The following is a 15,076-nucleotide window of genomic DNA, read 5'->3' on the forward strand; positions in this document are numbered from 1 at the left end:
ATGAAAAAGTTCATGATGGCCGCGCTTGGCGGGACGTTGGCAGGTGCCGTTCTTTCGACACAGGTGGCCGCGCCGCTGATGGCACAAGAAGCGAAAAAGCCAGATACAGTTTATCAACAACTAGATCTGTTTGGTGACATCTTCGAAAAAATCCGTGAGGATTACGTCGAACCGATTGATTCCAAAAAGCTGATCGAAGCGGCCATCAACGGAATGCTCAGTTCGCTTGATCCGCATTCCAGCTATTTGCCGCCCAATGATTACGCCGATATGCGTGTGCAAACGCGTGGCTCGTTTGGCGGTCTCGGGATCGAGGTGACGCAAGAAGACGGTTTCGTCAAAGTCGTCTCACCGATGGATGGCACACCCGCCGCCGAAGCCGGGATCAAATCGGGAGATTTCATCACGGCTGTCGATGGTGAATCGCTGATGGGAATGCCGCTGGATGAGGCCGTCGACAAGATGCGCGGCCCGGTCGGCTCTGAGATCAAGATCACCATCGTGCGCGACGGCGAGAAAGAGCCCTTTGACGTCACGCTCACCCGCGACACGATCAAGCTGACCGCTGTGAAGGGCCGTCACGATGGCGATACGGTAATCTTGCGGATCACTACGTTCAACGAACAAACCTTCCCGAACCTGCAAGAGTCGATCAAGAAACAGGTCGCTGAGATTGGCGGAATGAACAAGGTTGATGGCTTTATCGTTGATTTGCGCAACAACCCCGGTGGCTTGCTGAACCAAGCAATCAAAGTATCGGATGCCTTCCTCGACAAAGGGGAAATCGTCTCGACACGCGGGCGCAACCCGCAAGATAGCGAGCGCTTCAATGCGACGCCCGGCGATCTTGCAGATGGCAAGCCCATCGTCGTGCTGATCAATGGCGGCTCGGCGTCAGCATCGGAAATCGTGACCGGTGCGCTGCAAGACCATCATCGCGCCATCGTTGTGGGCACGAAAAGCTTTGGGAAAGGCTCTGTCCAAACGGTGATGCAGATCCAAGGCGAAGGGGCGATGCGCCTAACGACGGCGCGCTATTATACGCCTTCGGGTCGCTCGATCCAAAGCCTTGGGATTTCACCCGATGTTGTGGTGCCTCAGCCCGCTCCGCCCCCTGCGGATGAGACCGCCAAGAAAGACACTCCCGAACGCAAGATGCCTTCGGAAGCCGATCTGAAAGGCGCGATCACCAATGACTCGATGACCGCAGACGAAAAGAAACAAGCCCTTGATGAGCGCACAAAGGCCGCGGAAGCCGCCAAGCGTCGGCTTGATGATTTCCAGATGTCTTATGCGGTTGACCTGATCCAGGGGCTTTCGGCGCTGTCCACAGACATCAAGGCAGAGCAGCCAACGCAAAAGGCTGAAGCCGCGCCTGCGAAACCTGACGCCACCAAAAAGAACTGAAGGAGGGGGCCTACGGGCCCCTTTTTTGCATGACCCCAGAGCAAATTTCCAAACTTCCCTATCGGCGCAATGTTGGCGTTGTGTTGCTCAATGCGCAGGGCCGGGTCTTTGCCGGTCAGCGCATCGATAATCCCGGGCCCGCCTGGCAGATGCCGCAAGGTGGGATCGACAAGGGCGAAAAGCCTCGTGAGGCCGCGCTGCGCGAACTAGAGGAAGAGACCGGTGTAACGCCTGATCTGGTCGATCTGGTCGCGAAATCTGCCGAATGGATCAGCTACGAACTGCCCCATGATCTGGTGCCCAAAATTTGGAACGGGCGTTGGCGCGGGCAGGAACAGAAATGGTTTCTCTATCGCTTCAAAGGCCGTGATGATCAGGTGAAAATCGACACGCAGCATCCCGAATTTTCGGTCTGGCAATGGATGGAATTTGACGAGTTGATCGACAAGATCGTGCCCTTCAAGCGCCACGTCTATGAGGCCGTGCGCGCCGAATTCAGGGACTATCTTGGCTAAATTCTAGAAATCGAGCCCCAAATCGAGCGTCTGCGCGGAATGCGTCAGCGCACCTGCCGAAATGTAATCGACACCGGTCGCCGCGACCTCTGCGATCCGCTCCAGCTTCATGTTCCCCGAGGCTTCCAGCGTCACACGACCTGCATTCAACGCCACGGCCGCGCGCAGTTCATCGCTGGTCATATTATCAAGCAAGATCACATCCGCACCGCCCACGCGCAGCGCCTCTTCCATCTGGCGCAGCGTGTCCACCTCCAGCTCAATCCGCATCATGTGACTGCGCGCCGCCTTCGCCGCCTCAAGCACCTGGCGCACGCCTCCGGCGGCAGCGATGTGGTTGTCTTTGATCAGGATTGCATCCGACAAGCCGTAGCGGTGGTTGAAGCCGCCACCATGCACGACAGCCGCCTTTTCCAATACCCGAAGCCCCGGCGTCGTTTTGCGCGTGCAAGTGACGCGCGCCTTAGTGCCCTTGGTTTGCGCGACGAAACCGGCTGTTTTCGTGGCGATCCCACTCAGCCGGCCCGCGAAGTTCAGCGCCACCCGCTCGCCCATCAGGATCGAGGACGCGAGCCCTTCGATCGTCATCAGCGTCTCACCCGGTTTGCACGCGGCACCATCCGCCACGAGCACCTGCACCCGCAGCGCCGGATCGACCAGACGAAAGGCCAGCGCGGCGACCTGCATGCCTGACACCACACCTTCTTCGCGCGCATTCAGACGCGCGGCATAGGTCTTGCCCGTCGGGATCACCGCCTTGGTGGTCGCGTCGCCCATCGGGGACAGATCCTCGATCAAGGCGGCACGTACAATCGGTTCGATCAGCAACTCGGGCAGCATGTCAGTCCTCCAAGGCACGGGCGCGAATTTTCAGCGCCTCTTGCAGCGTGATTTTGGTTCTATGAGCCATATCAGGGTCTGGTTCTGGGAAATCGGACCGGTAGTGACCACCCCGACTTTCCTCACGCGCGAGCGCTGCGGCAGCAATCAAGGTCGCGGTTGCCGTCATGTTGCGCATCGTTTCGGTGCAGGCATGCGCCTCAACATCGGCAATCACACGCAGCGCCGATTTAAGCCCGGTCGCATCGCGCACAACACCAACCCCGTCAGTCATCGCGTGACGCAGGCGCATCAATTGTGCCTCGTTCACCGCAATATCGCCATCGGGGAAATCCGGGGCGATCTCATCCGCGACAGCGATATCGCCCAAGGCGGCCTCGATCCCCAGCGCGCAGATGCGAGCATAAACCAGCGCCTCCAACAACCCATTCGATGCCAAGCGGTTAGCACCATGAAGCCCGGTTGAAGATGCCTCACCACAGACCCAAAGTCGCGCTAGCGAGCTTTGACCCAACGCATCGGTATCAATCCCGCCCATGTGGTAATGCGCTGCGGGCGCAACAGGGATGGGCTGTGAAACAGGGTCTATTCCCGCGCGTTTGCACGATTCCGCGACGGCCGGAAACCGGGTCAGAACTTCTGCGCCCAACGCCGCGCGCGTATCAAGCGCAGGTTCGCGACCCGCCTGACGTTCCAGATACACAGCGCGGGCCACGATGTCGCGCGGGGCCAATTCGGCATCGGGGTGCACCGCGAGCATGAACCGCTCGCCCGCAGCGTTGATCAGGGTCGCACCTTCGCCGCGCAAGGCTTCGGTCGCCAGCGGTGCCGGATCCTCACCGCTTGCAATTGCTGTCGGGTGAAACTGTACGAATTCGGGGTCAGCGATGCGCGCACCCGCGCGGGCCGCCATACCAATCACCTGACCGCGAATGCGCGGGGGGTTCGTCGTCACAGCAAACAACCCGCCAGAGCCGCCGCCCGCCAGCAACACAGCAGGGCTGCGGATCAACGTGGCACCCGAGGGCGCATACGCGCGCTCGATCCACACGCCGGTGACCGTGCCATTCTTGACCTCAAGCCCTTGGGCCAGAACCCCCTCAAGCACCTGAATTGACGGAGATTTTCGCACCGCCCCGATCAGCGTTTGCATGATCTCCCGACCGGCTTGATCGCCTTTGACGCGCACCACGCGGGCCTGAGAATGCGCTGCCTCGCGCGACATCACATAGCCACCCTCCGCATCGCGATCAAAGGGCGTGCCAAGATTGGTCAGTTCCAGAATATGCTGGCGCGCCTCATCCGTGACCAGTTGCGCGATCTCGGGCGAGACCGTGCCTGCACCTGCCGTAACCGTATCGCGCGCATGCGCCTCGGCCGTGTCGCCCGCAGCCATTGCCGCCGCCACACCGCCCTGTGCCCAAGCCGAAGACGCCCCTTCGCCCAGCGTTTCCGGTGAGATCACCAAAACCGGGCGCGGGGCCAGTTTCAAGGCGGCATAGAGCGCTCCAAGACCTGCGCCGACAATTATTGTGCGTTTTGTTTCAATCACTTGGTAAGCGCCCGCGAGAGATCAATCATCCGCTCAACGGCGATCTTGGCCTTGGCGGAAATTTCAGGATCAACCTCTACTGCGTGCGTGCCGGTGTGCAGCGACCACAGGATTTTCTCGAGCGTGATTTTCTTCATATAGGGGCACATGTTGCACGGACCGGTGAAATCGACCTCGGGCAAGGCATCAGCAATATTCGAGGCCATCGAGCATTCCGTGACCAGCATCGCGCTGCTCGGCTTTTCGCGCGTGACATAGTCGATGATCCCCGAGGTCGAGCCCGAGAAATCCGACGCCGCGACCACATCGGGAGGGCATTCGGGATGGGCGATGATGCGGGTATCGGGGTGGAGCGCGCGGAAGGCGTTGATGTCGTCCTTGGTATATTGTTCATGCACGATGCAAGAGCCTTCCCACCAGACGACTTTCTTCTGCGGCACCTCATTGGCGACGTTCTGCGCAAGATATTGATCTGGCGTCATAATCACTACATCGCTATCCATCGCAGCGACGATCTGGGCGGCATTAGACGAAGTGCAGCAAATATCGGATGCGGCTTTCACTTCGGCGGTAGTATTGACGTAGCTCACCACCGGCGCGCCGGGATATTTCGCGCGCATCTCGGCGATCCCCTCGGCGGTGATCGATTCCGCCAGCGAGCAGCCCGCTTTGACATCGGGGATCAGCACGGTCTTGGCGGGGTTCAGGATTTTCGAGGTCTCGGCCATGAAATGCACGCCGCATTGCACGATCGTATCGGCCTCAACCTTGGTTGCCTCGATCGCAAGTTGCAGGCTGTCACCCACAACATCTGCTACGCCGTGGTAAATTTCCGGCGTCATATAGTTATGCGCCAGAATAACGGCATTCTTTTCGCGCTTCAGCTTGTTGATCGCGCGGATATAGGGCGCGTAGCGAGCGAAGTCAGGAAGCGGAACGACCCGATCCATCTTGGCGTGAATGTCGCGCATCTCTTGCGCGAGTTCGAGAGACGGCGCGAGATCGTAGATCTCGGCCAAGGTGGCGCGCATCGTGGTCAGGTCAAGCATGGGTTATCCTCCCTCAAGCCCGGAACAGGTCTTGGATGTAAGGGTAGTTGACGCAAGGTGAAATGGGAAACTTCGCGAAATCTGCGCAAAACCTACAGGTTTGCCTAGTCATACCGCTTCCAGATCGCGGCTTCGCCGATTTTGGCGACAAAGGCGACATGGGCCTCATTTTCCTGCGCAGTTAGTCGAGGTGGCAGGGGGGTGGGGCGCGGCGAGGGACGCCAGGTATCAGATTGAGCGCCTTTGCCCTTGGTATCATTGACAAGTTGCAGGCCAAAGCCGGGCTGGCGGCCGCCGATCAGCTCTAGATAAACCTCGGCTAGGATTTCGCTGTCGAGAAGCGCGCCATGCAGCGTGCGCGACGAATTGTCGATGCTGAAGCGCCGACACAGCGCATCAAGCGAGGCAGGAGAGCCCGGAAATTTGCGCCGCGCAATCGCAAGCGTATCCAGCGCGCGTTCGTTCGCGATCAGCTGCATCTTGGCCCAACTTAGCTCGGCATTGAGGAATTTCATGTCGAATTTGGCGTTGTGAATAACCAATCTTGAATCCGGGCCGATGAATTCAAGAAAATCCAATCCGATCTCGGCGAATTTCGGTTTGTCAGCGAGGAAGTCGTCACCCAGCCCGTGCACTTCGAACGCCGATGACGGCATTTTGCGTTCGGGGTTGATGTATTGGTGATAGGTGCGTCCGGTCGGCATGTGATTGAACAGCTCAATCGCGCCGATCTCGACGATGCGGTCACCTTCGCCGGGCTCAAAGCCGGTGGTCTCGGTATCCAGCACGATCTCACGCATTGCGAGCCTCCTTGATCTGCGCAATCAGGTGTCGCACATCTTCACGGGTCTGCTCAAGCGTTCGGGTTTCGATCACATAGGTTGCGCGGGCGCGTTTTTGCGCATCGGGCATCTGACGCGCGAGGATCAGTTCAAGCTGCGCCTGCGTCATGCCGGGTCGGTCCAGCACGCGGGCACGCTGAATTTCAGGTGAGGCCGACACGACAAGCGTCGCATCGCAGCCCTGATCCGCGCCAGTTTCAAACAAGAGCGGGATATCAAGCAAGATCAGATCGGCGTCGCCATGCGCTGCGATGAACGCCTTGCGCGATTGGGTGGTGAGCGGGTGAACGATCGATTCAAGGCGGGCTAGAGCCTGTTTATCTTGCGATAGGCGCGCCTTCAACGCGTCGCGGCTTACTGCGCCATCTTGGACCGCCTCGGGAAAGGCGGCTGCAATTGGCGCCACAGCGGCCCCGCCTTTGGCATAAAGATCATGCACGCAGGCATCGGCATCCCATACCGGCACGCCCGCGTCAGAAAACATCGCTGCCGTCGTAGATTTTCCCATGCCGATAGAGCCGGTCAAGCCTAGCAGAAACGGGCGTTTCATGCGTTCAGCACCGCATCGCGCAAGGAATCGGTGACCTCGGGGCGCTGGCCGAACCACCGCTCAAAGCCGGGGACCGCCTGATGGAGCAACATGCCCAAGCCATCGACGGCGACGCATCCGGCCTCTTCGGCGGCGATCAGGAATTTCGTGCGCAGCGGCGAATAGACAAGATCGCAGCACGTCGTTCCGGGGCTTAGCGCGTCGAGTGGCACACGAAACTCTTGTTTTCCGGTCATGCCCAAAGAGGTGGTGTTCACAACCGTCGTTGCGCCTTCGATCATATTGCCTGCCTGCACCCAGTCATAAACAACAATGCGTGCGCCGAACTCTGCGCGCAGCGCGTCGGCGCGTGCGCGGGTGCGGTTGGAGATGCGAATTTCAGGCGCCCCGGTTTCCAATAGCGAGGCAACAATCGCCCGCGCAGCCCCGCCCGCACCCAAGACGGCTGCCGAACCCGCGTTAGCGGCCCAGCCCGGCGCGTATTGCTTGAGATTGGCAATAAATCCGTAACCATCTGTATTATCTGCGTGAATCTTGCCATCAGAGCGAAAGATCAAAGTGTTGGCCGCCCCGATCAGCGCCGCGCGGTCTGAAATCACGTCGGCGATTTCCAATGCGCGAATCTTATGCGGGATCGTTACGTTCACACCAACGAACCCGGCCTTGGGCAAGGTACGCAGGACCGTTTCAAGATCACCTGCTGCGACATCGAGCGGCACATAATGCCCCGCAACGCCGTATTGCTGAAACCAATGGCGAAACAGCGCCGGCGAGCGCGAATGCGCGATGGGCGAGCCGATAACGCCGGCAATCGGTATTCGGGGGTGATCGCTCATGTGCTCAGCTCTCCTCGTGCGCTTAGCCAGTTGAGAAACTCAATCAGGGGCAGGCCCAGAACCGCAAAATAGTCGCCTTCGACACGAGAGAAAAGCCGCACGCCTTCTTCTTCAAGTTTATAGCAGCCAACGGCGTGACGAATGCTGTCCCAGTTGCGTTCAACATAGGCGTCAATGAAGCCATCGGAAAGCGGGCGCATAGTAAGGCGCACCTCTGCGACATGGCGCCAAAGCGGTTCGCCATCGCGGATCGCGACAAGCGCAGATAGCAATTTATGGGTCTGACCACTAAGCGCGCGCAATTGGGCACGGGCGTCATCAGGAGTTTCGGGCTTTGTAAAGATTTCACCCTTCAACTCAAGCACTTGATCCGCCCCCAGTACAAGTTGGCCCGGTGCTTTAGCCGAAATTTTGGCGGCTTTCATTTCTGCCAACAGATCGGCAACGTCACGTGGACTCGCCGCTTCAGCCTCAAGACCTTGGCGGATCGCATCTTCGTCGATGCGGGCGGGCAGGACCTGAACGATCAGCCCGGCATTGCGTAAAAGCTGCGCGCGGATCTCGGATGCAGAGGCAAGCAGGATGTTCATGACTATGTGGATAACCCGATGTGAAACCCTAGGGATGGAATTGGGCATAACTGGGTTTGACGAAGTTCTCCACCATCTCGTCGTGTTCCACGGACGATCCACGCAGATTATCCACCTGTGGAACTCAGGATCGCGAGGATGTGTGAAAACGCCGCGTTCCACAATCCATCCCACGAGTTATCCACAGGAATAGATCTCAATTACACGTTAAATGTCTTTTATCATCAATACGTTACTGTCTTCTCTGAAAAAGTCAGCCCAGCACTTATCCCGATCCACGTTCCTGTGGAAAAGCCCTGAACAAACTGTTAATCCACATAGTCCACAGGGCCTACATCATCATCATCTTTTCAATATCTATATTTATTTATTAAGAAGAGGCCTGTGACCTGGAGGCGACATGACCAATTTCCTGAGCGACTGGTATCCGTGGATCAAGGCTTTGCATGTGATGTCGATCATCACCTGGATGGCTGGGCTGTTTTACTTGCCAAGGCTGTATGTCTATCACGTTGAGGGGCTTAAAAAGCAGGGCGTGGTGCATGGCTCTGACATGGATAAGCTGTTTCAGCACCAAGAGCGCTTGTTGCTCAAGGCGATCATGAACCCGTCGATGATCGCGAGCTGGCTGTTTGGTCTGATGTTGGTTTTCACACCGGGGATCGTGGATTGGTCAAGCATCTGGCCCTGGACCAAGGCGGTTTCGGTGCTGGGGATGACATGGTTTCACATGTGGTGCGCGAAAGAGCGCAAAGCACTTGCCAGTGGCAATAGTGCTAAAACCGGGCGGCAATATCGGATGATGAACGAGGTGCCGACGGTGTTTATGATCGTGATCGTTCTGTCGGTGATCGTGAAATTCTAAGTTTTATTGACTTCGCACGGCGTGAGGCGTATCTGGCAGATAAGCCCCGGCCGTTCTGGCTGATTGGTTTTTCTGTAGATAATGATATGACGCCGCACGGGTTGCACCCCGTGTGGGTTGGCACGACAGGTGACATATGAGCGAAACCCGCCTCAATCTCTTTGATCTCAAAGCGAAAAGCCCGAAAGAGCTGTTGGCTTTGGCGGAAGAATGGGATGTCGAAAACGCTTCGACCATGCGCAAGGGCGAGATGATGTTCTCGATCCTCAAAGAGCATGCCGAAGATGATTGGGATATCGGCGGCGACGGTGTTTTGGAAGTTCTGCAAGACGGGTTCGGGTTCCTGCGCTCGACTGAGGCGAACTATCTGCCGGGTCCCGATGACATTTATGTCTCGCCCGAGATGATCCGCCAATACAGCTTGCGCACGGGGGACACCGTTGAAGGTGTGATCCGCGCGCCCGGTGAAAACGAACGTTACTTCGCACTGACCACAGTTGAGAAAATCAACTTCGAAGAGCCGGAAAAAGCCCGTCATAAGGTGGCGTTTGATAACCTCACGCCGCTTTACCCTGATGAGCGTTTCAAACTGGAAATCGAAGATCCGACGATCAAGGACCGTTCGGCCCGTATCATCGATTTGGTCGCGCCGATCGGCAAAGGTCAACGTGCGTTGATCGTGGCGCCGCCGCGCACGGGTAAGACTGTGCTGCTGCAAAATATCGCCAATTCGATCGAAACCAATCACCCGGAATGCTATTTGATCGTCCTTCTGATCGATGAGCGTCCTGAAGAGGTGACGGACATGCAGCGGTCGGTAAAGGGAGAGGTTGTGTCCTCGACCTTTGACGAACCGGCGACACGCCACGTTGCGGTCTCCGAGATGGTGATCGAAAAGGCCAAGCGTTTGGTTGAACACAAGCGCGATGTCGTGATCCTGCTCGATTCGATTACCCGTCTGGGGCGCGCGTTTAACACCGTTGTGCCAAGCTCGGGTAAGGTCTTGACCGGTGGTGTGGATGCGAACGCCTTGCAACGCCCGAAACGCTTCTTTGGCGCTGCGCGTAATATCGAAGAGGGCGGTTCGTTGACGATCATCGCGACGGCCCTGATCGATACCGGCTCGCGGATGGACGAAGTGATCTTTGAGGAATTCAAAGGCACGGGTAACTCGGAAATCGTTCTGGATCGCAAAGTGTCTGACAAGCGCGTTTTCCCTGCGATGGATATCTTGAAATCCGGCACCCGGAAAGAAGAGCTGTTGGTTGATCAGAAAGATCTGCAAAAGACCTATCTGCTGCGGCGCATCCTGAATCCGATGGGCACGACTGACGCGGTAGAGTTCTTAATTTCCAAGCTCAAGCAAACCAAAACAAATTCCGAATTCTTTGACTCGATGAACGGCTGACGCTGATTTATCGTTTTCCCTCAGGGGGTTACGATGGACACGATCTTTGCTTTGGCGACCGCGCGTGGCAAGGCAGGTGTTGCGGTGATCCGAATTTCGGGGCCGCAAGCCTGGGATGCTGCGACTGCGTTATCCGGCCCATTGCCGCCACCGCGGGTTGCAGGCTTGCGCAAATTGCGGCTGGGTTCTGATGAGCTGGATGAGGCGCTTGTGCTGTGTTTTGCGAGCGGCGCAAGCTTTACCGGCGAGGACGTGGCAGAGCTGCATATCCATGGGGCTGTTGCCACGGTCAGTGCTGTTTTGGGTGCATTGGGCCAGCAAGAAGGTCTGCGTTTGGCGGAGCCGGGCGAGTTTACCCGGCGTGCCTTGGAAAATGAGCGGCTCGATCTATCGCAAGTCGAGGGCCTGTCAGATTTGATCGAGGCTGAGACGGAAGCGCAACGCAAACAAGCGTTAAAGGTTCTGTCTGGAGCGGTAGGGGATTGCGTCGAGGGGTGGCGCGCCGATCTGGTGCGCGCTGCGGCCTTGATCGAGGCGACGATTGATTTCGCCGATGAAGAGGTGCCGGTTGACGTGTCGCCCGAGGTTACAGCGTTGATTGATCGGGTTCGTGCCGGATTGAGTGATGAACTTCGTCGAATTGATGCTGCCGAGCGGGTGCGCGAGGGGTTTGAAGTCGCGATTGTCGGTCGCCCGAACGCTGGTAAATCCACACTTTTGAATGCTCTTGCCGGGCGAGAAGCGGCGATCACCTCGGAGTTTGCGGGCACAACTCGGGATGTGATTGAGCTTCGGATGGATATCGCGGGTTTGGCGGTGACATTGCTGGATACCGCCGGCTTGCGAGAAACAGAGGATGCCATCGAAGCGATCGGCGTCGAGCGGGCTTTGCAGCGTGCTGGTCAATCCGATTTAAGGGTGTTCCTGCTGGATGGTGGCGAGGTGCCGCTGATTTCCCCTGAGCCCGATGATATCATCGTCCACGGCAAGGCGGATCTTGGAGTCGCTGCAGGGTTTGCGGTGTCGGGGAAAACCGGGCTCGGTCTGGATCGTTTGATTGCTGAAATTGCTTCGCGGCTGTCTGAACGTGCTGCAGGCGCAGGCGTGATGACGCGTGAACGTCACCGTCATGCGATCCGCACGGCATTTGAGGCTTTGGAATCGGCGCGAGATGAGGTATTGCGCGGGTCTGAACGAAGCGAGTTGGCGGCGGAATCACTGCGACAAGCTGTGTGGTCTTTGGAATCTTTGCTTGGCCGCGTCGATGTTGAGCATCTTCTGGATGAGATATTCTCCAGTTTCTGTATCGGAAAGTAGGAGTGTTTCACGTGAAACATTACGATGTCATTGTTATTGGTGGCGGGCATGCCGGCACAGAGGCAGCGCATGCGGCGGCACGCGTCGGCGCTGCGACGGCACTGGTGACTTTGCGCGCGGATTCGCTTGGGGTGATGTCGTGCAATCCGGCGATTGGCGGGCTTGGAAAAGGCCATTTGGTGCGCGAGATTGATGCGCTTGATGGAGTCATGGGACAAGCCGCCGATCGCGCGGGAATTCAGTTTCGGCTGCTCAATCGACGTAAGGGGCCGGCGGTGCAGGGGCCACGTGCCCAAGCGGACCGCGCGCTTTATCGTCGTGCAATCACGGAACTGACGGCAGCGCAGGAAAATTTGCATGTGATCGAAGGCGAGGTTGCAGACCTTGTTATCGAGAGTGGTCGCGTGGCCGGAGTCGTTCTGGCGGATGGGTCCGTCATTCGGGGCGCGGCCGCAATATTGACCTCGGGCACCTTTTTGAACGGCGTAATCCATATCGGTGATCAAAGGCAGCCGGGTGGGCGAATTGGTGATAAGCCGTCACGCGCATTGGCAGAGCGTTTGAAGGCATTAGGCTTGCCGCTAGGTCGGCTGAAGACAGGAACGCCGCCGCGGCTCGACGGTAAAACGATTGCCTGGGACCGTCTGGAAAGCCAGCCGGGCGATGATGACCCAACGATGTTTTCGTTTCAAAATCGACGGCCTTTTGTGCGGCAAATTTCATGTGGGATTACCCATACGAACGAGCAAACGCATGATATTATTCGGGAAAACTTGGATAAATCGGCGATGTATGGCGGTCATATTGAAGGTGTTGGCCCGCGATATTGCCCCTCAATCGAAGACAAGATCGTGCGGTTTTCAGATAAGACGTCGCACCAAATTTTCCTTGAGCCAGAAGGTCTTGAAGACGATACAGTATACCCGAATGGGATCTCAACCTCGTTGCCGCGTGATGTGCAGGAAGCCTATGTTCATTCAATTTATGGGCTGGAGCAGGCGCGAATTCTGCAACCGGGATATGCGATTGAATATGATTACGTCGATCCCCGCGCGCTTGATTTGACGCTACAGTTGCGTGAGCTTCCCGGGCTGTACCTTGCGGGACAAATCAACGGCACAACCGGATATGAGGAGGCCGCTGCGCAGGGGCTGGCCGCGGGCTTGAATGCCGCACTAGCCGTGCGCGATCAGGAGCCGGCACATTTCAGCCGCACAAATAGCTATATCGGCGTGATGATCGACGACTTGGTGACGCGTGGGGTGAGTGAGCCTTATCGGATGTTTACCTCTCGCGCTGAGTTCCGTCTTTCGCTGCGCGCGGATAATGCCGATCAGCGGTTGACCTCATTTGGGATCGCTCTTGGCTGCGTCGGGGCGGGGCGCCAGGAGATGTTTGAACGTAAGGTTGAGGCGCTGGAGGCGGGGCGGTTATTGATGGAGGCGATCTCGTTGAGCCCAACCGAGGCGCAGGCGAAGGGGTTTCGCGTCACTCAGGACGGGACGCGACGTAGTGCGCTGCAGCTATTATCGTTCCCGGACATTTCGATGGATCAGCTCCAAGACGCTCTTCCAAGCTTGGCAGACATCCCACCGGAAATCTGCGATCAGCTTGCGAAGGATGCGCTTTACGCCAATTATACAGCGCGCCAAGAACGTGATGCCGCGTCAATTAAACGCGATGAGAGCTGGGCGATTCCCGCGGATTTCGACTATGATGGGCTTACGGGCCTCTCGAATGAGCTCAAGCTAAAGCTTGAAGCAGCGCGCCCGCAAACGCTTGGGCAAGCGGGGCGTGTAGATGGGGTGACGCCAGCTGCGTTGATGCTGATGCTGGCAAAGCTTCGTCAGACAAAGAAGGATAAAATTGCATGAGCGGCGCGTCGGCGCAATTTCAAGCGAAATTCGATGTTTCACGTGAAACATTGGAGCGCCTGCAGAAGCTAGAAGCGCTGCTCGTAAAATGGAACAAGGCGATCAATTTGGTTTCCGCAACAACGTTATCGGAAATTTGGAGCCGCCACTTTGTCGATTCGGCGCAGATATTTGCTCTGGCACCGGAAACGGGGCGGTCATGGGCGGATTTGGGCTCGGGCGCAGGGTTCCCCGGGCTCATAATCGCAATATTGGCTGAGGAAAAGCGGCCAAATCTGTCCGTGACCCTCGTCGAATCGGATCACCGAAAAGCGGCGTTTCTGATGACAGCGATCCGCGAGTTAGGGCTTTCTGCGCGCGTCGAGGCCGAGAGAATTGAAGAGATGAGCGGGCTTGACTGTGATGTTCTGAGCGCACGCGCCTTAGCGCCTCTCCCGAAATTGCTGGGATTTTCTGCGCTTCACCTCGCAAAGGGGGGCGTTGCGCTTTTTCCAAAAGGGGCGCGCTGGGAAGAAGAGGTTGCGAGCGCACGGGAAAGCTGGTCCTTTGATCTAGAGACTTGGTCGAGCCAGACCGATCCTAACGGCGTCATTCTGAAAATTACCGGAGCAAAGCGTGTCTGATCCAATTCGCGCAAGCGATCCTCGAATAATTGCAATCGCAAACCAGAAGGGAGGGGTGGGCAAAACGACCACCGCAATCAATCTGGCGGCCGCATTGGCTGAGGCTGGTGAAAAGGTGCTTCTGATCGATCTGGACCCGCAGGGGAATGCCTCGACCGGGCTGGGCGTTGAGGCCGATGATCGCGATGCGAGCACCTATGAGTTGCTGCTCGAAGATGCGCCGATTGCGTCCGTCATTCGCAAGACAAATATTGAGAACCTCTTTCTTTGCCCTGCGACAACAGACCTTGCTTCGGCCGATATGGAGCTCGTTTCGACGGAAAAGCGCAGCTTTCTTTTGCATGATGCCCTACGGCATACAGACATAGATCCCTTTGAATTCGCCTATATCTTGATTGATTGCCCGCCTTCGCTAAGCCTATTAACGGTGAATGCAATGGTTGCGGCGCATTCCGTTCTTGTTCCTCTACAGGCAGAATTCTTTGCACTAGAGGGGCTTTCCCAGCTGATGCTGACGATCCGTGAGATACGTCAAAGCGCCAACCGTTTTCTTCGGATCGAGGGTGTAGTGCTGACAATGTATGATGTGCGCAATAATCTGTCGCAACAAGTTGAGGCGGATGCGCGCGCCACTCTGGGTGAGCTGGTTTTTCGTACGATGATCCCGCGAAACGTCCGCGTATCCGAGGCGCCCTCTTACGCTATGCCAGTGCTAAGCTATGATAGCAGTTCGCGCGGGGCAGTGGCGTATCGTGCGCTGGGTCAGGAATTGGTTGCGCGCCATCAGGCGACGAAACGAGGGGGCTGA

General features: G+C 57.3%; 15 protein-coding genes. 8 read left to right on the plus strand and 7 right to left on the minus strand.

The window, feature by feature from the left end; genetic code table 11:
- The gene (locus AB4874_RS06695) at positions 1–1,407 is read left to right on the plus strand and encodes a S41 family peptidase (RefSeq protein ID WP_295533442.1); all 1,407 of its coding nucleotides are present in this window, start codon (positions 1–3) and stop codon (positions 1,405–1,407) included.
- A gap of 29 nt (positions 1,408–1,436) precedes the next feature.
- The gene (locus AB4874_RS06700; protein ID WP_368391393.1) at positions 1,437–1,922 is read left to right on the plus strand and encodes an RNA pyrophosphohydrolase; all 486 of its coding nucleotides are present in this window, start codon (positions 1,437–1,439) and stop codon (positions 1,920–1,922) included.
- A 3-nt stretch (positions 1,923–1,925) separates the two neighbouring features.
- Here AB4874_RS06700 and nadC read toward each other — a convergent pair whose 3' ends face one another.
- The 7 genes from nadC to AB4874_RS06735 all read right to left on the minus strand — a co-directional run bounded on the left by nadC (position 1,926) and on the right by AB4874_RS06735 (position 8,181).
- Entirely contained in the window at positions 1,926–2,762 is an 837-nt protein-coding gene (nadC, locus tag AB4874_RS06705; RefSeq protein ID WP_368391394.1) for a carboxylating nicotinate-nucleotide diphosphorylase, read from the minus strand.
- Position 2,763: 1 nt separating this feature from the next.
- A complete protein-coding gene (locus AB4874_RS06710) occupies positions 2,764–4,314 on the minus strand; it encodes an L-aspartate oxidase (protein WP_368391395.1) in 1,551 nt (516 codons plus the stop codon).
- Positions 4,311–5,363, minus strand: a complete 1,053-nt coding sequence (gene nadA / locus AB4874_RS06715; RefSeq protein ID WP_295533434.1) for a quinolinate synthase NadA — start codon at positions 5,361–5,363, stop codon at positions 4,311–4,313. The genes AB4874_RS06710 and nadA overlap by 4 nt, the downstream gene beginning before the upstream one ends.
- A 104-nt stretch (positions 5,364–5,467) precedes the next feature.
- On the minus strand, positions 5,468–6,163 hold the full coding sequence (gene dnaQ, locus AB4874_RS06720; RefSeq protein WP_368391396.1) for a DNA polymerase III subunit epsilon: 696 nt from the start codon (positions 6,161–6,163) through the stop codon (positions 5,468–5,470).
- Positions 6,156–6,755, minus strand: coding sequence for a dephospho-CoA kinase (coaE, locus tag AB4874_RS06725; protein ID WP_368391397.1), 600 nt, complete (start codon positions 6,753–6,755; stop codon positions 6,156–6,158). Before coaE ends, dnaQ begins: the two co-directional genes overlap by 8 nt.
- Entirely contained in the window at positions 6,752–7,591 is an 840-nt protein-coding gene (locus AB4874_RS06730) for a shikimate dehydrogenase (protein ID WP_368391398.1), read from the minus strand. Before AB4874_RS06730 ends, coaE begins: the two co-directional genes overlap by 4 nt.
- A complete protein-coding gene (locus AB4874_RS06735) occupies positions 7,588–8,181 on the minus strand; it encodes a Maf family protein (protein WP_438273449.1) in 594 nt (197 codons plus the stop codon). Before AB4874_RS06735 ends, AB4874_RS06730 begins: the two co-directional genes overlap by 4 nt.
- Positions 8,182–8,581: 400 nt before the next feature.
- On the opposite strand from AB4874_RS06735, the gene AB4874_RS06740 reads away from it, so the two are divergent.
- From AB4874_RS06740 to AB4874_RS06765, 6 genes are all read left to right on the plus strand, one after another.
- The gene (locus tag AB4874_RS06740) at positions 8,582–9,046 is read left to right on the plus strand and encodes a CopD family protein (RefSeq protein WP_295533427.1); all 465 of its coding nucleotides are present in this window, start codon (positions 8,582–8,584) and stop codon (positions 9,044–9,046) included.
- A 136-nt stretch (positions 9,047–9,182) separates the two neighbouring features.
- Positions 9,183–10,454 (plus strand): transcription termination factor Rho, encoded by a 1,272-nt coding sequence (rho, locus tag AB4874_RS06745; protein WP_295533425.1) that lies wholly within the window; start codon positions 9,183–9,185, stop codon positions 10,452–10,454.
- Positions 10,455–10,487: 33 nt separating this feature from the next.
- A complete protein-coding gene (mnmE, locus tag AB4874_RS06750) occupies positions 10,488–11,771 on the plus strand; it encodes a tRNA uridine-5-carboxymethylaminomethyl(34) synthesis GTPase MnmE (RefSeq protein WP_368391399.1) in 1,284 nt (427 codons plus the stop codon).
- A 2-nt stretch (positions 11,772–11,773) separates the two neighbouring features.
- Entirely contained in the window at positions 11,774–13,645 is a 1,872-nt protein-coding gene (mnmG, locus tag AB4874_RS06755) for a tRNA uridine-5-carboxymethylaminomethyl(34) synthesis enzyme MnmG (protein ID WP_438273450.1), read from the plus strand.
- Positions 13,642–14,268, plus strand: a complete 627-nt coding sequence (gene rsmG, locus AB4874_RS06760) for a 16S rRNA (guanine(527)-N(7))-methyltransferase RsmG (protein ID WP_368391401.1) — start codon at positions 13,642–13,644, stop codon at positions 14,266–14,268. Before mnmG ends, rsmG begins: the two co-directional genes overlap by 4 nt.
- Positions 14,261–15,076 (plus strand): ParA family protein, encoded by an 816-nt coding sequence (locus tag AB4874_RS06765; protein WP_368391402.1) that lies wholly within the window; start codon positions 14,261–14,263, stop codon positions 15,074–15,076. The genes rsmG and AB4874_RS06765 overlap by 8 nt, the downstream gene beginning before the upstream one ends.

Origin of the sequence: Thioclava arctica, assembly GCF_040892615.1 — a bacterium.
GTDB classification, from domain to species: Bacteria; Pseudomonadota; Alphaproteobacteria; order Rhodobacterales; family Rhodobacteraceae; genus Thioclava; species Thioclava arctica.